We start from the raw sequence: 20455 nt of genomic DNA on the forward strand, positions 1-20455 counted from the left end.
CGCGTGCATCCCATGCCCTTCGGCGCCGGCGTCTTGCCCGAGGGCGGCGTACGCTTCGCACTGTGGGCGCCGGCCGTCGAACTGGTGATGCTGGAGCACGGGCCCGACGCCGGCGCGCGCACGCATCGCATGCTGCACGACGCGGAAGGCTGGCACCGCCTCGACCTGGACGAGGCGCGGCCCGGCGACAGCTATCGCTTCCGCTTGCCGGACGGCCTGCGCGTGCCGGACCCGGCCTCGCGCTTCAACCCGGAGGACGTGCACGGCGCGAGCCGCATCGTCGACCCGGCGGCCTATGCATGGCAGCACCGGGCCTGGCGCGGCCGGCCGTGGGAGGAGGCGGTGGTCTACGAACTGCACGTCGGCACCTTCACGGCCGAAGGCACTTTCGCGGCCGCGCGGCAACGCCTTCACGCGTTGGCCGAGCTGGGCATCACCGCGGTCGAGCTCATGCCGCTGGCCGACTTTCCGGGCCAGCGCAACTGGGGCTACGACGGCGTGCTGCCCTTCGCGCCGGACGCCGCCTACGGCACGCCGGACGAGCTCAAGGCGCTGGTCGACGACGCCCACGGGCTCGGCCTGATGGTGCTGATCGACGTGGTCTACAACCACTTCGGCCCCGAGGGCAACTACCTGCACGCCTACTGCCCGCAGTTCTTCAACCCCGCGCACCAGACGCCGTGGGGTTCGGCCATCAACTACGACGGCGAGGCGTCCCGCACGGTGCGCGATTTCTTCATCCACAACGCGCTCTACTGGGTCGAGGAGTTCGGCTTCGACGGCCTGCGGATGGACGCGATCCACGCCATACGTGACGATTCCGGCAAGCACATCGTGCGCGAGATTTGCGAGGCGCTGCACGACGGGCCGGGCAGCGAGCGGCATGTGCACGTGGTGCTGGAGAACGATGCGAACCAGGCTTCGCTGCTCGAGCGCGACGCCCGCGGCGTTCCACTCGCGGGCACGGCCCAATGGAACGACGACCTCCACCATGCGGCCCACGTGCTGGTCACCGGCGAGGCCGACGGCTACTACACCGACTATGCCGATGCGCCGGTGGCGCGCTTCGGGCGCGCGCTGGCCGAAGGCTTCATCTACCAGGGCCAGCCTTCGCACTTTCGCAACGGCGAGCCGCGCGGCGAGCCGTCCACGCACCTGCCGCTCGCCGCTTTCGTTTCCTTCTTGCAAACGCACGACCAGGTCGGCAACCGCGCCTTCGGCGAACGCATCCACAGGCTGGGCGACGCGGCGATGCTGCGCGCGGCCATGGCCTGCGTGCTGCTGTCGCCGCATGTGCCGATGCTGTTCATGGGCGAGGAATTCGCGGCGTCGACGCCGTTCCAGTACTTCTGCGACTTCGGACCCGAGCTCGCCGCCGCCGTCTCGCGCGGCCGGCGCGAGGAGTTCGGCCGCTTCGCCGCCTTCAAGGACGAGGCGGCGCGCTCGCGCATTCCCGATCCCAATGCCGAGTCCACCTTCATGGCCTCCAAGCTGCGCTGGGAGGAGCGGGATGTCCCCCATCACAGCGCCCGCCTCGCCGAGCTGCGCGAACTGCTGGCCCTGCGCCAGCAGCGCCTGGTGCCCCTGCTGGCCGGCCAGCGCGGCGCTGGCCGTTTCCACTGCGAGGGCGCGTTGCTGCAGGTCGACTGGACGCTCGGGTCGGCGGCAGCGCTGCATCTGCTCGCGAACTTCGGCCTCGAGGAAATGGCATGCGCGGCGCCGCCCGGCGACCTGCTCTGGTCCATCGGTGCGGCGCAGACCACGAATGCCACGCCGCTGAACCTGGCGCCCGGCGCGGTGCATGCGACACTGCAGGAGGAGGTCCGCCTTGACTGAGCCCGCGCGCATCGTCGACGACGACGAAGCGCTGGGCCCGCTGTGTGCACACTTCGGCATCGCCACCGACTACGAGGACGTCTGGCGAACGCGCCGTCCGGTGCCGCGCAACAGCCTGGTCGCCTTGCTGGCAGAGCTCGACGTCCGCATCGATGCCACCACGACGGCCGAGGACGCGCTCGCCGCGGCCCGCCGCGCCGCATGGACGCAAGGCCTGCCGCCGGTGCATGCGATCCAAGCTGCGGCGCCGACGTGGCAACTGCACTTGCGCCTTCCCGCAACGACAGGCCGGCTGCGCTGGCAGCTGGACGAGGAATCCGGCCCGCGGCACCAGGGCGAACTCGACGCGCTGGCCCTGCCCGAGCTTGCGCACGCCGAGCTCGATGGCGTGCGCTGGTGCGAGCGCGAGCTCTCGTTTTCGCTTGCGCTGCCGGCCGGCTACCACCGCCTCAGCATCGAGGGCCTGGCCGGCCCGGTCGGCGAGATGCTGATCGTGAGCGCCCCCGCACGCTGCTGGCGCCCGGCGGCATTGCAGGACGGCGGCCGCATCTGGGGGCCTGCGGTGCAGCTGTATGCGCTGCGTTCTGCGCGCAACTGGGGCATCGGCGACTTCGGCGATCTTGAGCAGCTGGTCACGCAGATGGTCGCGCGCGGCGCCGACATCGTCGGACTCAATCCGCTGCACGCCCTCTTCCCGCACAACCCGGCCCATGCGAGTCCCTACAGCCCGTCCTCGCGCCGGCATCTCAATGTGCTCTACATCGACGTCGAGGCGGTCGATGGCTTCGCTGCCTGCGACGCGGCCCGGCAGCTCGTGCACTCGCTCGAATTCCAGACCCGGCTCGCGCGCCTGCGCGAAGCGCCGCTGGTCGACTACGCGGCCGTGGCCGCAGCGAAGTTCGAGGTGCTGAAGCTTCTTTACGCGCAGTTTCGCGAACAGCATCTGTCGGCCGACGGCCGCAACGCGCGCGACGATGCGGGCCGCGCCTTCCTGGCCTTCGTGGCCGAAGGCGGCGAAGCGCTGCACGGCCACGCCCTGTTCGAGGCGCTGCAGGCCCACTTCCACGCGGCCGACGACGCGGTCTGGGGCTGGCCGGCATGGCCCGAGGCTTACCGCAATCCGGCCGGCGCCGAGGTCGCCGCCTTCGCACAGCAGCATGCCGAGCGCGTGCAGTACCACCAGTACCTGCAATGGCTGGCCGAATGCCAGCTCGAGCGCGCCAACGCGCGCTGCAAGGAGCTGGGGCTGGGCGTCGGCCTGTACCTCGATCTGGCGGTGTCGGTGGACCGCGCGGGCTCCGAGGTCTGGAGCGAACGCACTTGCTTTGCTGCCGAAGCCAGCGTGGGCGCGCCGCCGGACGAGTTCAATCCCGGTGGCCAGGGCTGGGGCCTGCCGCCGCTCCGGCCGGATCGCCTGCGCGCCGATCACTACCGCCTCTTCATCGACACGCTGCGCGCCAATATGAAGAGCGCCGGCGCGCTGCGCATCGACCACGTGATGGGGCTGATGCGCCTGTTCTGGATACCGCCCGGACGAAGCGCCACCGATGGCGCTTACGTGCACTACGCGCTGGCCGAGCTGCTCGCGATCGTCGCGCTGGAGAGCCGGCGCAACCGCTGCATGGTGATCGGCGAGGACCTGGGCACGGTGGCGCCGGAGATGCGCGAGGCGCTGGCGCGCGTGGACGTGCTGTCCTACCGCGTGCTGTTCTTCGAACGCACCGACGACGGCGAATTCAAGTCCGCGGCCGACTACCCGCCCGACGCGCTGGCCGCGATCGGCACGCACGATCTGCCGACCCTCGCCGGATGGTGGAGCGGAGAGGACCTGCGGTTGCGGCTGCAGCTCGGCCTGTTTCCCGAGCTGGCGCTGTTCGAGAAGCAGCTCCGCGATCGCGCGCGGGAGCGCGTGGGGCTGCTTCTGCAGCTCGAGCACGCGGGTCTGCTGTCGGCCGAGGAAGTCGCCGAGGCCACGGGCCGCCCAACGCCGGCGCCGCGCACGGTGGAGGCGATCCACGCCTTTCTTGCCGCCGCACCCTCGGCGATCATGATGGTCCAGTTCGAGGACGCGCTCGGCGTCTGCGACCAGGTCAACATGCCCGGCACCACCGCGGAGCAGCCGAACTGGCAGCGCAAGCTGCCGCTGGATCTGCAGGCGCTGGCGGCGAGCGATGAAGTCTCGGGCCTGTGCACCACCATGGCCGCATCGCGGCCGCGCCGCGCGCCCGACATCGAGCGCCGCGGCACCGCCCGCACATTGGTGCCGCGCGCCACCTACCGGCTCCAGTTCCACAAGGACTTCGGCTTCGACGATGCCATTCGCATCCTCCCCTACCTCGCCCGCCTGGGCGTGAGCCACATCTACTGCTCGCCGATCCAGCGCGCCCGCGCCGGCAGCATGCATGGCTACGACGTCGTCGCGCACGACGAGATCAACCCCGAACTCGGCGGGCGCGAAGGCTTCGATCGCTTCGTCGCGGCCTTGCGCGAACACGGCATGGGCCAGCTGCTGGACCTGGTGCCCAACCACATGGGCGTGATGGGCGCCGACAATGCATGGTGGATGGACGTGCTGGAGAACGGACCCGCCTCGCTGTTCGCGCAGCACTTCGACATCGACTGGCAGCCGCTCAATCCCGAGCTCGCGGGCAAGGTGCTGGTGCCGGTGCTGGGCGACCACTATGGCGACGTGCTCACCAGCGGCGATCTGGTGCTGCGCTTCGACGAGGAAGCCGGAAGCCTGGCGCTGCACTACTTCGAACACCGCTTTCCGCTGGCGCCGGAGAGCTATCCGCGCGTGCTCGCGGGCGCCGAGACGCAGCAGGGCGATGCGGAGCTCGCGGCGCGCCTGGCCAGCACGGCCTCCGCCTTCGGCCGGCTGCCGGGCCGCGATGCCGAGGATCCCGTCGCCCGCGCCGAGCGCGCACGCGACAAGGAACTGCTCAAGGCCGATCTGTCCCTTCTTGCCGCCCGCAATCCGGACGTGGCACGCGCGATCACGGCGCGGGTGGCCGAGCTCAACCTGCCGGTCATGCGCGACGAGCTGCATGCGCTGATCGAAACGCAGGCCTGGCGGCTCGCCTATTGGCGCGTGGCCGCGGACGAGATCAACTACCGCCGCTTCTTCGACATCAATTCACTCGCCGGGCTGCGCATGGAACGCGACGAGGTGTTCGAGGCCACGCAGTCCTTCGCGCTCGATCTGGCCGCGTCCGGCCGCGTGGAGGGCTTGCGCATCGATCATCCGGACGGCCTCTACGATCCGGCGCGCTACTTCCGCCAGCTCCAGGAAGGCTATGCGCGGCGCGCTGGCCTGCTGCTGACAGCGCACGATGAGGCAGGCCGGCCCGCGCGCCCGCTCTACGTGGTGGCGGAAAAGATCGTCGCCGAAGACGAGGAGGTGCCCGAAGACTGGCATGTGCACGGCACCACCGGCTACCGCTTCGCCAACGTGGCCAACGGCCTGTTCGTCGACACTGCCGCGGCCACGAAGTTCGAGAAGATCTGGCGCAATTTCACCGGCGTCGAGAAAGACTTCGAGGCCCTGGCGCGCGACGGCAAGCGCGACATCATGCAGAGCGCGCTGGCCTCGGAGCTCACCGTGCTGGCCACCGAACTGCTGCGCATCGCGCGGGCCGATCGGCGCACGCGCGACTACACCTTCAATGCGCTGCGCCGTGCGCTCGGCGAGATCGCGGCCTGCCTCCCGGTCTACCGGACCTACATCATCGATGCGCCCTCCGCGCAGGACGAGCGCTTCATCGCCTGGGCCCGGCGCGAGGCGGAGCGCGGCAGCCAGGATGCCGATCTCACGATCTATGACTTCGTGCAGCAGATGCTGCTCGGACGCGCGGTATCCGGCGCCGATGACGAACTCCAGCAGCGCGTGCTGCGCCTGGCGATCCGTTTCCAGCAGTTCACTTCACCGGTCACGGCCAAGGGCGTGGAGGACACCGCCTTCTATCGCTACTTTCCCTTGAGCTCGCTCAACGAAGTCGGCGGCGAGCCGGCGCGCTTCGGCAGGACGGTTGCCGAGTTCCACGAGGCCAGCGCCGATCGCGGCCGGCGCTGGCCGCACACCATGCTGGCCACCTCCACGCACGACAACAAGCGCTCCGAGGACGTGCGCTGCCGCATCGACGTGCTGTCGGAGATGCCGGCCGCCTGGCGCCTGGCGCTGCGACGCTGGCACGGCTTCACCCGGCCGGTACGCAGGCGGCTGGAAGCCCGGGGCGCACCCGCCGGCGCGCCTTCGGCCGCCGACGAGTACCTGCTCTACCAAACGCTGCTGGGCACGCTGCCACCGGGCGGACTGGACGACGCGGCGCGCGAGCCTTATGTCGAACGCATCGTGCGCTACATGCAGAAGGCGGCACGCGAGTCCAAGCTCAACACCCGATGGACCTATCCCAACGAAGGCTACGAGCGCGCCCTCGAGGGCTTCGTGCGCGCGCTGTTCAGGCCTGGAGCCGACAACCGTTTTCTCGACGAGCTGAAGATCATGGGCGCCAGGCTCGCCTGGTTCGGCGCGTTGAACAGCCTCTCGCTCGCCCTGCTGAAGTACGGGTCGCCCGGCGTGCCCGACCTGTACCAGGGCAATGAACTGATGGACCTGAGCCTGGTCGATCCCGACAACCGCCGTCCGGTGGATTTCCGCCTTCGCGAGCAGCGCCTGAACGAGCTCGAGGCGCTGGCGAAGGCGCCCGACATGCCGGCGCGCGTGAATGCGCTCGCGCGCGAGCCCCACGACGGCCGGGCCAAGCTCTGGCTCGTCTGGCGCATGCTGTCGCTTCGGCGCGCACAGCCTGTGCTGTTCCGGGAGGGACGCTACGAGCCCCTGGGCGCCAGCGGCGTGCAGGCCGCGCATGTGGTCGCTTTCGCGCGCCGTCACGAAGAGCAGACGCTGGTTGTGATCGCAGGGCGGCTTTTCACCGGCCTCGACAGCGCCGAGGGCGAACCGCCGCTCGGCGAGGTGTGGCAGGACACGAGCGTGCGCCTGCCGGACGCGGCCGACGGTGCTGCTTTCGCGAACGTGCTGACCGGCGAGACGATCGTCGTGCAGGGCGGAGCCATCCGCCTCTCTGCCGCCCTGGGCCGCTTTCCGGGTGCAGCGCTGTGGAAGCTTTCCACAGCGGGTTGAACTCAGCGCGCACCGCCGGCCGGGCTGCTCCGCGCTCCCGCCGGCATCCACCACAGCGCAGCACAGGCCGAGAGCCCCAGCAAGGCCGACAGCCACAGCGCACCGGCGCCCCAGCGGTCCAGGCTCAGGCCGAAGAGAAAGGGTGCGCCTGCCTGCACCAGGCGCGCGGGCACCATGAGCAGCCCCTGCCGCCGGCCGTAGCCCTGCGAACCGAACAACAGCAGCGGCAAGGTGCCGATCGCGATCGTGAGGATGCCGTTGCCCGCACCATGCAGCGCCGTGAACACCGCCGCGGCCGGCGCGCCCGCGAGCCCGATCGCCACTGCGCCGAGCGGATGCGCCATGGCAGCCAGGCGCGCCGACAGCAGCGGATGAAAGCGCTGCAGCACCGTGAACTCCAGCACGCGTCCCGCCACCTGCGCCGGCCCGACCAGCGCGGCGAAGGACACGGCCAGCGCGAAGCCCACACCGGCCGCTTGCAGCACGCTCGGCAGGTGCGCGGCCATCGCGGTGCTGATGAACCAGGTGACGGCAAACACGTAGGCCATCAGGAAAGCGGCGCGCCGCGCCTCGGCTTCTGAAAGCGGCGCAGCGGGCTCCGGCTTCGCCGGTGCAGCCGCATCCGCCGCGTTCGCGCGCGGCAGCCTGGGCAGGCAGGCATTGAGCGGCAAGCCGATCAGCAGGTGCAGCCCGGCCCAGGCCATGCAGGCGCCGCGCCAGCCGAAGTGCGATTCGAGCGCCGCCGACACGGGCCAGCCGACGGTACTCGCGAAGCCGGCGAACAAGGTGATGCCGGTGATGGCGCTGCGCGCCTCCTGGCCGTGCAGGCGCACCACGGTGGCGAAGGCGGCTTCGTAGAGCCCGCTGCCCATCGCGATGCCCATGAGCGCCCAGGCCAGGAACAGCTGCGGCGTGCTGTCGGCCCATCCCAGCGCAGCCAGGCCGGCAGCGAACACGAGATTGCTCGCGATCAACACCGGTCGCCCGCCGAAGCGGTCGATCGCGCGGCCCGCATAGGGCCCGAGCGCGGCAGAGACGATCAGCGCCACCGAGAACGCGGCGAAGACCGTCGAGGGGGCCATGCCCAGATCGAGCGCCATGGGCACCGCCAGCATGGCGGGCAGGTAGTACGACGAAGCCCAGGCCAGCGTCTGCGCGGTGCCCAAGGCTGCCACTGTCGTGAGCCGGCTCATTCAGCGATCTGATTCTTCTGCTGGCCCGAGGATTCGATCACGTTGGGGTGGCCGGCAGGATGCAGGCGCGGCTCGAAGGCGTTGTGGACGGCCAGGCCGATGAGCGCCCCGATCAACTCTGCGAGCACGAAGCCCGGCGCGCTGGCGGGCGCGATGCCGGCAAAGCTGTCGCTGAACATCCGGCCGAACACCGCCGCCGGATTGGCGAACGAAGTTGACGCGGTGAACCAGTAGGCAGCGCCGATGTAGGCCGCGACCATGGCCGGCGCACGGCCTGCCGGGGCGCGCAGGATGACCAGCAGCAGCCCCGCCGTGGCCACGGCTTCGGCGATCCATTGCCCCGTTCCGCTTCGCAGCTTGGTCGAGAACTGCAGGATGCTCATGTCGAACATCGCGTGGGCCAGCCAGGCGCCGAGCATCGCGCCCACGAGCTGCGCTGCCACGTAGGGCACCAGGCTCGATGCGGGAAGCTCGCGGCGCATGGCCATCACTGCGCTGACGGCCGGATTGAAGTGCGCGCCGCTGATCGGGCCGAAGACCTCGATCAGGATGTACAGGCCGCCGACGGTGGCCAGGGTATTGGCCAGCAAGGCCACGGCGGTGTTTCCGCCGGACAGGCGCTCGGCCATGATGCCGGAGCCGATCACCACGGCGAGCAGGAGCGCCGTCCCCAGCATCTCGGCCAGCAGCTTGCGAGGAAGATCCGTCATGTCGTCACCTCTGCGAGATCGCGGTGAGAGCCTGCTGCAGATCTGCGTTGCTCATGGATTCCAGCGGCAGGGCCAGCAGTTGGGTCATGCGGTAGGCGATGGCCTGCCGTGTCAGCTCGAAGGCCACGCGTTTGCCCTCGTCGTCGCCGAGCGCGTTGGAAGGATCGGGATACCCCCAGTGCACCTTGACGGGGCTACCGGGCCAGTACGGGCAGGTCTCCTGCGCCGCGCTGTCGCACACCGTGATGACGATGCGCATCGCCGGCTTGTCGTCGCCGACGAATTCGTCCCAGCTCTTGCTGCGATAGGACGACACATCCACATCGACATGGGTCAACGCTTCCAGCGCGAACGGATTGAGCCGACCACTCGGAGCGCTGCCGGCGCTGAACGCCCGCACGTCCTTGCCGGCCTTCTTGGCCAAGTGGTTGAGCATGCCCTCGGCAAGCACGCTGCGCGCCGAGTTGTGCGTGCAGAGGATCAGCACGTTGGTGGTCATTGGCTAACCTCCGTGCTGCGCACTGCGGTGCGAGCGCCTTCGGGCGGCCGGGCGGCGCTCATGCTGCGGCGGTCTTTCCGGTCTTGCCGATTTCGCGCATTTCATGCTGGAGCGACATTGCATCGAGCCGCGCCAGCGGCAGCGCGAGCATCAGCTCGATGCGCCGCTTGAGCGTGAGCGCCGCATCGTGGAAATGCCGCAGCCTCTCCTCTTCCGAGCCTTCGACGGCGGCGGGATCGGGCACACCCCAATGGGCGCTCATCGGCTGGCCCGGCCATACCGGGCACAGCTCGCCGGCAGCGTTGTCGCAGACGGTGAGCACGAAGTCGAGCCGCGGCGAGTCGGGCTGGGCGAACTCGTCCCAGCTCTTGCTGCGATAGCCTTCGGTCGGCAGGTGCAGCCACGTGAGCGCCTGCAGCGCCAGCCGGTTCACCTTGCCCGTCGGATGGCTGCCGGCAGAGAAGGCCTTGAAGCGGCCGCCGCCGGCACGGTTCATCAGGGCCTCGGCCATGATGGAACGCGCCGAATTGCCCGTGCAGATGAAGAGCACGTTGTAGATCTTTTCAGTCATGGATGGCCTCAGCAGCAGGAGGAAGAAGAGGTCGAAGCGCAGCACGCGGCGGCGGTTGTTTCCGTCGCTTTTGCCTCCCGGAACACGGGGATGTTGCCGAGCGTATGGAACTGCTCCCAAGCCACGCCTTGCGGATCGGTGACCCAGTGCTTCTCGCTGCGCGCATAGCAGCAGGTGGTGGCCCCTTCGTCGAGGAGCTGCGTGTCCGCGGCTTGCGCGCGGGCCTTCAGCTCGGCCAACTCTTCCGGGCTCTCCGCCTGAAGGCCCAGATGATCGACGCCCAACGCGCCGCCGCGGGTCGAGACCGCGAAATTCAGCGGCGGATCCGCGAGCATCCATTTCGCATAGTCGCTTTCGACGCGCGCCGGTTCGGACGCGAACAGCCTGGAATAGAAGGCGATGCTCGCCTCGAGGTCTTGCACGTTGAGGTGCACATGGAATCGCTTCATGGGGTCTCCTTCAACACGAACAGTCCTGTTCCGCCGGAGTGAGGCACTGCTCGCCCTGGCAGCAGTTCTCGGTGAGATAGCCGAGCAGCGCATTCATCTGCTGGAAGGAAGCGCGATAGATCAGGTTGCGACCGTTGCGCTCCTGCGAGACCAGCCCCGAATGCATCAGCTCCTTGAGATGGAAGGACAGGCTGGTCGCCGCCACGTTCAGGCTTTCGACCAGCGTGCCGGGCGTCATTCCCCCGGGGCCCGCCACGACCAGCGCGCGGAAAACCTGCAAACGCACCGGCTGGGCCAGCGCAGCCAGGGACCTGACGACATCATTCTCTTCCATAGTTCAATAATATTTGCATAATCGCATACATGCAATCCCAAGACCCTGAAATCACCATCTTTCACAACCCGTCCTGCGGCACCTCGCGCAACGCGCTGGCCCTGATCCGCAACAGCGGCGCCGAGCCGCACGTCGTCGAATATCTCAAGACGCCGCCGAGCCGCGATACCCTGATCGGCCTGATCAAGGCGATGGGGATCACGCCACGCGAACTGCTGCGCCAGAAAGGAACGCCCTACGGCGAGCTCGGCCTCGACGACCCGAAATGGACCGACGAGCAGCTGATCGAGCTGATGTTGGAGCACCCGATCCTCATCAACCGCCCGATCGTCGTGACGCCGCTGGGCACCAGGCTGTGCCGGCCGTCGGAACTCGTGCTGGACATTCTTCCGTCGCCGCAACGCGGTGCGTTCACGAAGGAAGACGGAGAAGCAGTCATCGATGCGCAGGGCCAGCGCGTGCGTCGCGACGCCTGATGTCGATCGGCGGCCAGGATCGAAGGCCGGGGCGTTGCGCATCAAGGACTTGGACGTTCTGACAGACTCAAACGCTGGTTCGTCCGTAGGGCGATAGGATGACCAATCTGCAGCAACAAGGCCCCCGATGCTGATCGCCCAACTGTCTGATGTGCATGTGCGCCGAAAGGGCGAGCTTTACAAAGGCCTCGTGGACTCCAATCGGATGTTCGCCGAAGCCATCGAGCACCTGCGAGGCCTGGATCGCCGTCCCGACCTCGTGCTGCTGACCGGGGATCTCGTGGACGAGGGGCACGCCGACGAGTACGCGAACGTGTGCGAGTTGCTCAAGGCGCTGGACTTGCCCTACCTGATTGTTCCTGGGAACCATGATGAACGGGTGAACTTCACCACGGCGTTCTACAACCACGCCTACCTGCCTGCGGAAGGTCCACTGCACTACTGTGTTGACGAGTTTCCGGTGCGAATCGTTGCACTGGACTCATGCCCACCGGGCGAGCACCACGGGGACGTGACAGCCGATGGGCTGGAATGGCTTCGGGCCACGCTGGATGCCGACCTGGAAAAGCCGACGCTGGTGCTGATGCACCACCCGCCGTTCACTTCCGGCATCCCCTATCTGGACGACTATCGATACTTCGAGGGCGGTCTACTGGCTTCGGTCATCGAGGGACGAAAAAACATCGAAGCTGTGCTTTGCGGCCACGTTCACCGCTCTATGGTTCGTCGATGGGCCGGCACGGTTGTAATGGCGTGCCCAAGCACCACGACGCAAATTGCCTTGCGCTTGGCCCCTGGCGCAGAGCCGTGTTCATATGCTGGCCCTCCGGCGTGCCTCCTCCATCTGTGGACGGCAGAGGGTCTGGTCAGCCACATCAGTTACATCGGTGAGTTCGAGGGGCCGTACCCGTTTTTCTGAAGACTCCTCACGGAGCCATCGCATGAACTCTGCAGTTGACTCGGTCACGACGCGCAATTGAACGAATGACACCGACTGGTCAAGGCTTGTCCTTGACTTGCCGACGACTCGCAACCAGTTCGAGGAATCCAGTCGCCGCATCACGCTCGCGCAGCAACTCCCATTCCGGTGCCTGCACAAGAAGCAGTTCGGCGGTGGTCCTCACCACGTTGCCATACACGACGTGTCCGCCCCTCACATGTCCTTCTGAAGACGCGATGCTCATGTGCAGATGGGCGCCCTGACGAGTCACTGTGCCAGACAGCGTGAGGATCTCGAATGGCCCCTCGTAACGAGCCTCCTCGCTCTCTCCGGCGAGTCGAAGTCTTGGATCGATGAGACTGCCGATCCCGCAAAGGACGAAGGCACCATCCTGAAATTGATCACGACCCAGTGACTCCAGGGCGAGCCTGAGATCGCAGCCGGGCGGAAGGCGGACGGGCAGCTGGTGCATGCGCGAAGCGTGCACCGGCGCCCAGTCATCGCGACGAATCCGTCCCACGGGCCGATCGCTGTTCATCGCGGATAGCCCACTTGTCAACCAGTCTGTTCCGCAGTTTGCATACGTCCGCCAAACTGCGTTGTTGAAAGGCGTTCGAGACTCTGCGGCTAGTGAGGGGTACTTCTTCCCGAGACTAGCGTTGCGTCGCGCGCAGCCTCGAGAACTGGCGGCATGCGTCGAGCATTGCTTCTGGCGGGGCAAGCCGCTCTCGGGCCCAGACACCGCCAATGCGCCTTGCAGTTCACCAGTCACTCCAAAGACAGGCGCGACAGCCGATGCAGTCCCAGGGTCTCGCTCTGCTTGCGGGCAAACCGAACGTTGAGCGCGAATGACGGCTACTGGCTGCGGATTCTGCCGCACGAACTCGAAGCAGATCTCCCGGAGCGCTCGCACCCGTCTCCCTATTGGGTTGGAATCTGCGCCTCGATCTCCTTGATCACAGTCTCTTTCTCTCGGTTGTAGACCTGAGGGTTGGCGGGGTCCGCAGCGTGAGCTCGATCCTTGGCTTCCTCGTACTTCCTGCGCAAATCCGGGCGGCGATTGAGGACGTCCATAAAGGCCACAGAGTCCTTGTGAACTGGATCGCCTCGATGGCAGATGTGAATGTTGATGTTGAAACGCCGCCCATCATGCAAGACCGACGCGCAGACGTACGGCTTCTCATCCCTGTCCACCCACACCGACCGACGGTGAAAACCAGCATGCTCGAACGCCTTCTGCTCCTCCCGAAGATCCTCGCGGGCCGTGATCGCCGCAACGTCGATCATGGGCTTTCCGCGTAGCCCGGCCACGGCCGTACTACCGATATGAACGAATTCAACACCTGCTAGGCGCACCCGCGCGTACCCCTGCACCTTGGTAAAGATTTCGGCGTAGGCGGGGTCATACGGCACGATGTTCCGATGCTCAAGTCCTTCGTCGAATCGCTCAATCTGCATGTGGCGTTCTGGTGTGAAGTACGAAAACCCCGTATGACGGCTCATGGCCCGATTCCGGCTGTTGCCCGCATTCTGCCCTTCCATGCTGCCGCCGAGCCCTCACGCCGACTCCATTGGCCACTCCTCCTAGCGTTCACTGCCGGAGGCCATGGCGCGCCCGCGTGGGCGCCAGTTCAAACCAAGCTGAAAAAATTCAGGTTAGGTTGAAAACCGACACCTGATCCGCCCCACGTCGATCGAAGCTGACCACAACCCTTCGCGACCGGCGCTATCAGCTGCTTTGCTAGACTCGCGCCCTTCATGCGCCGCATCCTCTACATCGTGTTGATGCTCTTGCTGCCGCTCCAGTGGTCCTGGGCCTCGGCGGCGAGCGTCTGCGCGCATGAAGAGCAGGGTCAAGCTACCCACTTCGGCCATCATGAGCACGCCCATCAGGGGGCGGCACATGCCGATGAGCCAACAGGTGACAGTCAGGCCGGCTCGCTCGCGGACCACCCCGATTGCGGCGTCTGCCACGGGTTGACCTCCGCCGTTGTCCCCGCCTCGGACAGTGGCCCGGGACCTTCTGCCCATCGCACCTTCTATGTGCCTTATGCGTCAGCAGTGCCTGACCGCTTCGTCGAAACGCTCCTCAGACCGCCATTGACGCTCGTCAGCTGACAGGCTGACGAGGCGGTGCTTCCTTCGGCGCCCTCTGGGTGCGCCGCCCCTCGTCGGGTTCATGAACCAGCGGGCCCATGCGCCCGTCATCGCGACGAGATTTCACATGAAAAGAAGACGCTGGGATATTCCCGGTGCGCTGGCAGCTGCCTTTCTGGCCTACGGCTTGCCCGCGCAAGCGCAACTGCCCCCGACGGGTGGTGAAACCATCAAGCAAGGCTTTGAAGCCGCATGGGCGCGTCAGCCCGAACAGCGCGCCGCAGCGTTGCGCCGCGACGCTGCAGTCGCCGGCGAGCGTGCGGCGCAGCGCTGGAGCCCAGAGCCGCCTGCCTTGGACTTGACCGCCAAGAGCGACCGAACAACGAACAACAGCGGTGCCCGCGAGTACGAAGCCACTGTCGCTATGCCACTATGGTTGCCGCGCGAACGCTCGCGTTCACTGGCCGCTGCCTCGGCCGAATCCGTGGCAGTGGAGGCGCGGCTGCTCGCAACGCAGTGGCGACTGGCCGCAGAGGTTCGCGAAGCCCACTGGGCCCATCAACGCGCTCGCCTTGAGCGTTCGCTGGCACAGCAGCGACTGGAGAATGCGCAGCAGCTTGCTGCGGACGTCGCTCGGCGCGTCAAGGCGGGCGACCTGGCGCGCTCCGATGGCCACCAGGCGGAGGGCGCGGTGGCTGCGGCCGACAGCGCGGTCGCCGAAGCGACCGTCGCGTTGTCGCAGGCGGCCCAACGCTGGACTTCCCTGACCGGCAAGGCGGCGCCCGCCAGGGATGAGGTCATATCTGAAGTAGCCCCGCCGGCGGCAATGCCCGATGCCACGCATCCAACCCTGCGGGAACTGGCGGCACGGGCCGACGTCGCACGACGACAGGCTGAACTCGCCGGCGCACAGACACGCGCCAATCCCGAGTTGAGGCTCGGCGTCTCCAGGGAACGCGCAGAGCTCGGAGAGCGATACGCCCAAGCGCTCGTCGTCGGTGTGCGCATTCCGCTCGGTTCTCACAGCCGCAGCGAATCGAAGATCGCGACCGCCGGTGCCGAACAGCTCGAAGCCGAGACCCAGCTTTCATTGGAGCAAGCGCGCATCGAGGCGGAGGTCCAAGCCGCAAGAGAGCGCGTCGCTGCGCTCACGACAGCGGTCGCGGCGGCGGAGCGTCGCAGTCGGCTTGCCGGCGAATCACGCGCCTTCTTCGCGAAGTCCTTCCGCCTCGGCGAAACGGACCTGCCAACCCGCCTGCGTGTCGAACAGGAGGCCACCGACGCCGAACGCCAGGCGACTCGCAGCCGCATCGAACTCGCAGCAGCCATCTCGCAATGGCGCCAATCGCTCGGCCTGTTGCCCGAGTAAGTCATGAAAGAACAAGCAATGAATCCAAGAAACATGCTGGCGGGCCTGGGCCTTGTGGCCGCCGTGTGCGCCATGCCGGCCCCGGCAGCCGACGAACACGGGCACGACCATGGCGCGCCAACCGCACCCAGCGGCCCGGCCTTGCCGCGCTTTTCGGCCGTCTCCGAAGTCTTCGAACTGGTGGGCGTGGTCAACGGCAAGCAGCTGACCGTCTACCTCGACAGCTTCGAGAACAACGCTCCCGTGAAAGATGCAAAGGTCGAGCTTGAAATCGGTGGCGCGAAAGTCGCGCTCCAACAGCACGCCGAAGGCCAGTACGAGGGCGCTCTTGCGCAAGAACTCAAGCCTGGCGTCATCGCGGTCACCGCCTCCATCGTGGCAGGCAAGGACGCCGACCTTCTGGCGGGAGAGTTGGGCTTGCACGAGGAGGCTGCCGCTCACGACGCGCGCAAGCGCGGATGGCCACAGTACGCGGCGTGGGCCACCGGCGCCGTTCTGGTACTCGCAGCGCTTGCCTGGCTCGGGCAACGCGCCGCCGGCGCTCAACGTGCGCGCGTGGGAGGTGAAGCGTGATTGCAAAGTTCATATTCGCTGCCCTTGTCGGCTGCGCCGCGTCCGCCTGGGCTGCAGACGAACATGGCCACAATCACGGTGAGTCCTCTCCGGCGGCAAGCTCGAACGGCCCCAGCCGGCAACCCGACGGCAGCGTCTTCCTTCCGAAGTCGGCGCAGCGGCAGCTCTCCGTGCGAACCGCAGTGGCCAAAACCGAGGAACTGGCGCGCACCGTCGAACTGGCTGGCAAGGTCACGATGGACCCGAACGCCGGGGGCAAGGTGCAAGCAACGACGGCCGGCCGCGTCGAGCCGGGTCCGCAAGGCTTGCCCACGGCCGGTCAGCCGGTTCGCAAAGGCGAGGTTCTGTCATACGTGGTTCCGTCCACGGCCCCGCTGGAGCGCTCGGTCCAATCCGCTCAACTGGCGGAACTGCGGTCCTCTCGGGCACTTGCTGAAAAGCGCCTGGCCAGGCTCAAGGAGCTGTCGGACACAGTCCCACGAAAGGAAATCGAAGCAGCCGAGGCAGAACTCGCCAGCCTGGGTGCGCGAGCCAGCGCCGTGAGTGCTGGCCTGACCGGACGGGAAGCACTGGTTGCACCGGTGGCCGGCGTCATTGCCTCGTCCCACGTGGTCGCAGGCCAGGTGGTCGATGCGAGAGAGCTCATCTATGACATCGTCGACCCCGGTCGGCTGAGCATCGAGGCGCTCTCCTTCGACGCTGAGCTCGGGGCGAATGTCGGAGGTGCAACGCTCGCCATCGGCAACGAGCGCGTACCGCTTCAGTTCCTCGGCGCCGCTCGCACGCTGCGCGAACAGGCGCTGCCGCTGAGTTTCACGGCCCGCGGCGCGGCGCTGGCCAAGCTGGCGGTCGGGCAACCCGTCAAGGTCTATGTGCAGACGCGGTCGAAGGTGGAAGGCATTGCCGTTCCGGCGGCCTCGCTGATGAAGAACCCGTCGAACCAGACCATCGTGTGGGTCAAGACCGCGCCGGAGAAGTTCGAGCCGCGCGTCGTGAGCGCCCTGCCGCTCGACGGCGTGTCGGTAGCGGTCACTTCAGGCCTGAAGGCAGGCGACCGTGTGGCGACGCAAGGCGCAAGCCTCATCAACCAAGTCCGCTGACGGGAGCCACGCATGTTCAAGTGGCTACTGAGTAGCAGCCTGTCCAATCGGCTGCTGGTGCTGATCACGAGCGTCGTGTTGATGGCCTATGGTGCGTGGACCCTGTCGCGCACACCGGTGGATGTGTTTCCCGACCTCAACAAGCCGACGGTCACCATCATGACCGAGGCGGGCGGCATGGCCGCCGAGGAGGTGGAACAGCTCATCACCTTCCCGCTCGAGACAACGATGAACGGGCTGCCCGGTGTCGAGACCGTTCGCTCGGTGTCCTCGGCCGGGCTGTCGTTCCTCTATGTGACCTTTGGCTGGGACACCGAGATATTCCGCGCCAGGCAGATGGTGTCGGAGCGCCTGGCGTCGATGGAAGAAGGCTTGGCGGAGGGTGTGGTGCCCCGGATGGGACCCATCAGTTCCATCATGGGCGAGATCATGCAGATCGCGATCCCGGTGGACACCGGGAAGATCTCGCCGATGGCGGTGCGCGAGTACGCGGACTGGATACTCCGGCCTCGGTTGATGGCGATTCCCGGCGTTGCTCAGGTGATTCCCATCGGCGGCGAGGTACGGCAGTTCCAGGTACAGCCCAACACCACGCGCATGGCAGAGCTGGGCATCACGCACGATCAGCTGGAGGCCGCGCTCAAGGGCTTTTCATCCAACACCTCGGGCGGCTTCCTGGAGCTCAACGGCCGCGAGTACCTCATCCGGCATCTGGGCCGCACCTCGCTGCTCGACGACCTCAAGAACCTGGCACTCACGTCGCGCAATGGCCAGGCCATCCTGCTGCGCCAGATTGCAGACGTCAGCTTCGCTGCCGCGCTCAAGCGCGGCGACGCGGGCTTCGAGGGCAAGCCCGCCGTGATCCTGGGCATCCAGAAGCAGCCCACGGCGGACACCATTTCGCTCACCCAATCCATCGAGGCCGCCCTGGACGGCATGAAGGCGTCCCTGCCCGCAGGCATGGACGCGCCGAGAGTGACCTTCAGACAGGCCAGTTTCATCGAGGCTTCGATCGACAACCTCCAGTGGAAGCTCGTCGGGGCGTCGGTGTTCGTCGCGGTGATTCTGTACTTCTTCCTGGGCACGCTGCGGCCGACCGTCATCGCTCTCACCGCCATCCCGGTCTCGATCCTGATGGCGGCGCTGGTGTTCAGGTACTTCGGCCTCTCCATCAACACCATGACGCTGGGAGGCCTGGCCGTCGCGGTCGGCGGCCTGGTCGACGACGCGGTGGTCGGGCTGGAGAACGCCATCCGTCGCTTGAGGGAAGACCGGGCCAGGCATCCGGATCATCGTCTCAATCCAGTCGAAGTCGTTGCGCGAGCGACCATGGAAGTTCGCTCATCCATCCTCTACGCCACCATCATCATCGTTCTCGTCTTTGTGCCGCTGTTCGCCTTGCCGGGCATGGAAGGCAGGCTGTTCGTTCCGCTGGGCGTCGCGTTCATCGTCTCGACGCTCGCCAGCCTCGTCGTGTCGGTGACCGTGACGCCGGTGCTGTCGTACTACCTGCTGCCACGGATGAAGTCGCTCGACCATGGCGACACGAAGCTGTTGGCCTGGTTGAAGACGCGGTATGCGCGCGGCCTGCAGAAGGTGCTCGGCCAACCCAAGGGCGCCATCGCTGCCGGCTGCATCGCGGTGCTGGTGTCGCTCGCGGCGGTGCCCTTCTTCCCGACGACATTCCTGCCTCCCTTCAACGAGGGGACCTTGCTTGTCGGAATGCGCTTGAACCCGGGCGTCACGCTGGCCGAGACCGCGGCGCTGGCACGCCGGGCCGAAGTGCTGATCAAGCAGGTGCCTGAGGTGACGCACGTCGGGCGCCGAAGCGGGCGCGCCGAACTCGACGAGCATGCCGAGGGTGTGCACGTCAGCGAACTGGACGTGGGACTGAAGCCGCCGGGCGAGCTGACACGGTCGATGGGGGACATATCCGCCGATATTCGCGCTCGGCTTGTGAACCTGCCGGCCGCGATCGGCATCGGGCAGCCCATCTCGCACCGCATCGACCACATGCTTTCGGGCGTGCGCTCGCAGATTGCCATCAAGATCTTTGGTGAAGACCTGGACACGCTTCGCGGCCAGGCCGATGTGTTGCGCGCCAAGCTGGCGGCCATCCCGGGAATCGCTGACCTGGAGATCGAGAAGCAGGTCCTGGCGCCCCAGATCAAGGTCCGGGTGGACTATGCGGCCGCGGCGCAGTATGGCGTCCCGGCGCCCCAGGTACTGAAGGCGCTGCAAAGCCTGGTGGAGGGCGAGAAGGTCACGCAGATCGTCGAGGGCGGCCGCCGTTTCGCGCTGGTCGTGAAGCTGCCGGAATCCGCACGCTCCGCAGAAGGGCTGCAGCACATCCTCATCGAGACGCCGTCCGGCCGTGTTCCGCTGTCGAAGCTTGCCTCCATCGAAGAAGGCGACGGTCCGAATCAAATCAGCCGCGACGACGGCAAGCGGCGCATCGTCCTGTCGGCCAACGCGCAGGGACGTGCGCTTTCCGACATCGTGACGGACATGCGGCGCGTCGTGGCGCAGACCCGGCTGCCCGAAGGCTACTTCGTGACGCTCGGCGGCCAGTTCCAGGCGCAGGAAGAAGCTTCCCGGCTGGTCGGCCTGCTGTCGCTGGTTTCCCTGACCTTGATGTTCGTGGTGCTCTACAGCCGCTACCAGTCGACCAAGCTCTCGCTGCTCATCATGGCGAACATTCCGTTGGCCCTTGTGGGTGCGGTCGTGGGCTTGTGGCTCTCGGGTCAGCCGCTTTCCGTGGCGGCACTTGTGGGCTTCATCACGCTGGCTGGCATTTCGGTCCGCAACGGCATCCTGAAAGTCAGCCACTACGTCAATCTGATGCGTTTCGAAGGTGAAAGCTTCGACCAGAAGATGATTGTTCGCGGCTCGCTCGAGCGGCTGGCGCCGGTGCTGATGACTGCGCTCGTGACTGCATTTGCGCTGGCTCCGCTGCTGTTCGAAGCCGAGCAGCCGGGCACCGAGGTTCTTCATCCGGTCGCTGTCGTCATCTTTTCCGGCCTGATCAGTTCGACGCTTCTGGACACCTTCCTGACGCCGGCGATGTTCTGGCTCTTCGGCCGCAATGCTGCAGAGCGGCTTGCGGAGACCAAGGGTCAGGATGCTCTGTAACCGTCTTTATTCAACCAACCAAGAAAAGGATTCTTC

Annotated in this window: 17 protein-coding genes; 9 read left to right on the forward strand and 8 right to left on the reverse strand. The window is 66.9% G+C overall.

What is annotated here, in order from left to right; translation table 11 throughout:
• The first annotated feature begins 12 nt into the window (after positions 1–12).
• Entirely contained in the window at positions 13–1836 is a 1824-nt protein-coding gene (gene treZ / locus ACSQ86_RS23915; protein WP_436306349.1) for a malto-oligosyltrehalose trehalohydrolase, read from the forward strand.
• Positions 1829–6976: a malto-oligosyltrehalose synthase gene (locus ACSQ86_RS23920; protein ID WP_436309677.1), complete on the forward strand. Its 5148-nt coding sequence runs from the start codon at positions 1829–1831 to the stop codon at positions 6974–6976. The genes treZ and ACSQ86_RS23920 overlap by 8 nt, the downstream gene beginning before the upstream one ends.
• 2 nt (positions 6977–6978) lie before the next feature.
• Here the strand turns inward: ACSQ86_RS23920 and ACSQ86_RS23925 are convergent, their stop codons facing one another.
• The 6 genes from ACSQ86_RS23925 to ACSQ86_RS23950 are packed head-to-tail and all read right to left on the reverse strand — an operon-like array spanning position 6979 to position 10732.
• Complete coding sequence (locus tag ACSQ86_RS23925) at positions 6979–8169, reverse strand: MFS transporter (protein WP_436305329.1); 1191 nt, start codon at positions 8167–8169, stop codon at positions 6979–6981.
• A complete protein-coding gene (locus tag ACSQ86_RS23930) occupies positions 8166–8879 on the reverse strand; it encodes an MIP/aquaporin family protein (protein WP_436305330.1) in 714 nt (237 codons plus the stop codon). Before ACSQ86_RS23930 ends, ACSQ86_RS23925 begins: the two co-directional genes overlap by 4 nt.
• Before the next feature lie 4 nt (positions 8880–8883).
• Positions 8884–9378 carry an arsenate reductase ArsC gene (locus tag ACSQ86_RS23935; RefSeq protein ID WP_436309678.1) on the reverse strand — a complete coding sequence of 165 codons (495 nt, stop codon included), beginning with the start codon at positions 9376–9378 and terminating at the stop codon, positions 8884–8886.
• A 58-nt stretch (positions 9379–9436) separates the two neighbouring features.
• Entirely contained in the window at positions 9437–9949 is a 513-nt protein-coding gene (locus ACSQ86_RS23940) for an arsenate reductase ArsC (RefSeq protein WP_436305332.1), read from the reverse strand.
• An 8-nt stretch (positions 9950–9957) separates the two neighbouring features.
• Entirely contained in the window at positions 9958–10398 is a 441-nt protein-coding gene (locus ACSQ86_RS23945; protein ID WP_436305333.1) for an ArsI/CadI family heavy metal resistance metalloenzyme, read from the reverse strand.
• Positions 10399–10408: 10 nt separating this feature from the next.
• Positions 10409–10732, reverse strand: a complete 324-nt coding sequence (locus ACSQ86_RS23950; protein ID WP_436305334.1) for an ArsR/SmtB family transcription factor — start codon at positions 10730–10732, stop codon at positions 10409–10411.
• Between the two features lie 29 nt (positions 10733–10761).
• Here ACSQ86_RS23950 and arsC point away from each other — a divergent pair, with 29 nt between their 5' ends.
• Together arsC and ACSQ86_RS23960 are read left to right on the forward strand one after the other, a co-directional pair.
• Positions 10762–11208, forward strand: coding sequence for an arsenate reductase (glutaredoxin) (gene arsC, locus ACSQ86_RS23955; RefSeq protein WP_436309680.1), 447 nt, complete (start codon positions 10762–10764; stop codon positions 11206–11208).
• Positions 11209–11335: 127 nt separating this feature from the next.
• Positions 11336–12127 (forward strand): phosphodiesterase, encoded by a 792-nt coding sequence (locus ACSQ86_RS23960; RefSeq protein ID WP_436305336.1) that lies wholly within the window; start codon positions 11336–11338, stop codon positions 12125–12127.
• A gap of 79 nt (positions 12128–12206) precedes the next feature.
• Here ACSQ86_RS23960 and ACSQ86_RS23965 read toward each other — a convergent pair whose 3' ends face one another.
• Together ACSQ86_RS23965 and ACSQ86_RS23970 are read right to left on the reverse strand one after the other, a co-directional pair.
• Positions 12207–12620 (reverse strand): PPC domain-containing DNA-binding protein, encoded by a 414-nt coding sequence (locus ACSQ86_RS23965; protein ID WP_436309681.1) that lies wholly within the window; start codon positions 12618–12620, stop codon positions 12207–12209.
• 449 nt (positions 12621–13069) lie between these two features.
• Positions 13070–13651: a GrpB family protein gene (locus tag ACSQ86_RS23970; RefSeq protein ID WP_436309682.1), complete on the reverse strand. Its 582-nt coding sequence runs from the start codon at positions 13649–13651 to the stop codon at positions 13070–13072.
• A 255-nt stretch (positions 13652–13906) separates the two neighbouring features.
• Here ACSQ86_RS23970 and ACSQ86_RS23975 point away from each other — a divergent pair, with 255 nt between their 5' ends.
• From ACSQ86_RS23975 to ACSQ86_RS23995, 5 genes are all read left to right on the forward strand, one after another.
• Complete coding sequence (locus tag ACSQ86_RS23975) at positions 13907–14266, forward strand: DUF2946 family protein (RefSeq protein ID WP_436305339.1); 360 nt, start codon at positions 13907–13909, stop codon at positions 14264–14266.
• A 61-nt stretch (positions 14267–14327) separates the two neighbouring features.
• Positions 14328–15614, forward strand: a complete 1287-nt coding sequence (locus tag ACSQ86_RS23980) for a TolC family protein (protein ID WP_436305340.1) — start codon at positions 14328–14330, stop codon at positions 15612–15614.
• 33 nt (positions 15615–15647) lie between these two features.
• Complete coding sequence (locus tag ACSQ86_RS23985; protein WP_436309683.1) at positions 15648–16187, forward strand: hypothetical protein; 540 nt, start codon at positions 15648–15650, stop codon at positions 16185–16187.
• Positions 16184–17287 carry an efflux RND transporter periplasmic adaptor subunit gene (locus tag ACSQ86_RS23990; protein WP_436309684.1) on the forward strand — a complete coding sequence of 368 codons (1104 nt, stop codon included), beginning with the start codon at positions 16184–16186 and terminating at the stop codon, positions 17285–17287. The genes ACSQ86_RS23985 and ACSQ86_RS23990 overlap by 4 nt, the downstream gene beginning before the upstream one ends.
• A 12-nt stretch (positions 17288–17299) precedes the next feature.
• Positions 17300–20419 carry an efflux RND transporter permease subunit gene (locus tag ACSQ86_RS23995; RefSeq protein ID WP_436309685.1) on the forward strand — a complete coding sequence of 1040 codons (3120 nt, stop codon included), beginning with the start codon at positions 17300–17302 and terminating at the stop codon, positions 20417–20419.
• Positions 20420–20455: the final 36 nt, after the last annotated feature.

The sequence above is a fragment of the Variovorax sp. LjRoot130 genome, from assembly GCF_964253755.1.
GTDB lineage: Bacteria > Pseudomonadota > Gammaproteobacteria > Burkholderiales > Burkholderiaceae_C > Variovorax.

What these genes read in the sequence shown, in the direction of transcription:
- treZ (WP_436306349.1), top strand. Translation starts at nt 13, where the DNA reads ATGCCCTTCGGCGCCGGCGTCTTGCCCGAGGGCGGCGTACGCTTCGCA.
- ACSQ86_RS23925 (WP_436305329.1), bottom strand. Translation starts at nt 8,169, where the DNA reads ATGAGCCGGCTCACGACAGTGGCAGCCTTGGGCACCGCGCAGACGCTG.
- ACSQ86_RS23930 (WP_436305330.1), bottom strand. Translation starts at nt 8,879, where the DNA reads ATGACGGATCTTCCTCGCAAGCTGCTGGCCGAGATGCTGGGGACGGCG.
- ACSQ86_RS23935 (WP_436309678.1), bottom strand. Translation starts at nt 9,378, where the DNA reads ATGACCACCAACGTGCTGATCCTCTGCACGCACAACTCGGCGCGCAGC.
- ACSQ86_RS23940 (WP_436305332.1), bottom strand. Translation starts at nt 9,949, where the DNA reads ATGACTGAAAAGATCTACAACGTGCTCTTCATCTGCACGGGCAATTCG.
- ACSQ86_RS23945 (WP_436305333.1), bottom strand. Translation starts at nt 10,398, where the DNA reads ATGAAGCGATTCCATGTGCACCTCAACGTGCAAGACCTCGAGGCGAGC.
- ACSQ86_RS23950 (WP_436305334.1), bottom strand. Translation starts at nt 10,732, where the DNA reads ATGGAAGAGAATGATGTCGTCAGGTCCCTGGCTGCGCTGGCCCAGCCG.
- arsC (WP_436309680.1), top strand. Translation starts at nt 10,762, where the DNA reads ATGCAATCCCAAGACCCTGAAATCACCATCTTTCACAACCCGTCCTGC.
- ACSQ86_RS23960 (WP_436305336.1), top strand. Translation starts at nt 11,336, where the DNA reads ATGCTGATCGCCCAACTGTCTGATGTGCATGTGCGCCGAAAGGGCGAG.
- ACSQ86_RS23965 (WP_436309681.1), bottom strand. Translation starts at nt 12,620, where the DNA reads ATGCACCAGCTGCCCGTCCGCCTTCCGCCCGGCTGCGATCTCAGGCTC.
- ACSQ86_RS23970 (WP_436309682.1), bottom strand. Translation starts at nt 13,651, where the DNA reads ATGAGCCGTCATACGGGGTTTTCGTACTTCACACCAGAACGCCACATG.
- ACSQ86_RS23975 (WP_436305339.1), top strand. Translation starts at nt 13,907, where the DNA reads ATGCGCCGCATCCTCTACATCGTGTTGATGCTCTTGCTGCCGCTCCAG.
- ACSQ86_RS23980 (WP_436305340.1), top strand. Translation starts at nt 14,328, where the DNA reads ATGAACCAGCGGGCCCATGCGCCCGTCATCGCGACGAGATTTCACATG.
- ACSQ86_RS23985 (WP_436309683.1), top strand. Translation starts at nt 15,648, where the DNA reads ATGCTGGCGGGCCTGGGCCTTGTGGCCGCCGTGTGCGCCATGCCGGCC.
- ACSQ86_RS23995 (WP_436309685.1), top strand. Translation starts at nt 17,300, where the DNA reads ATGTTCAAGTGGCTACTGAGTAGCAGCCTGTCCAATCGGCTGCTGGTG.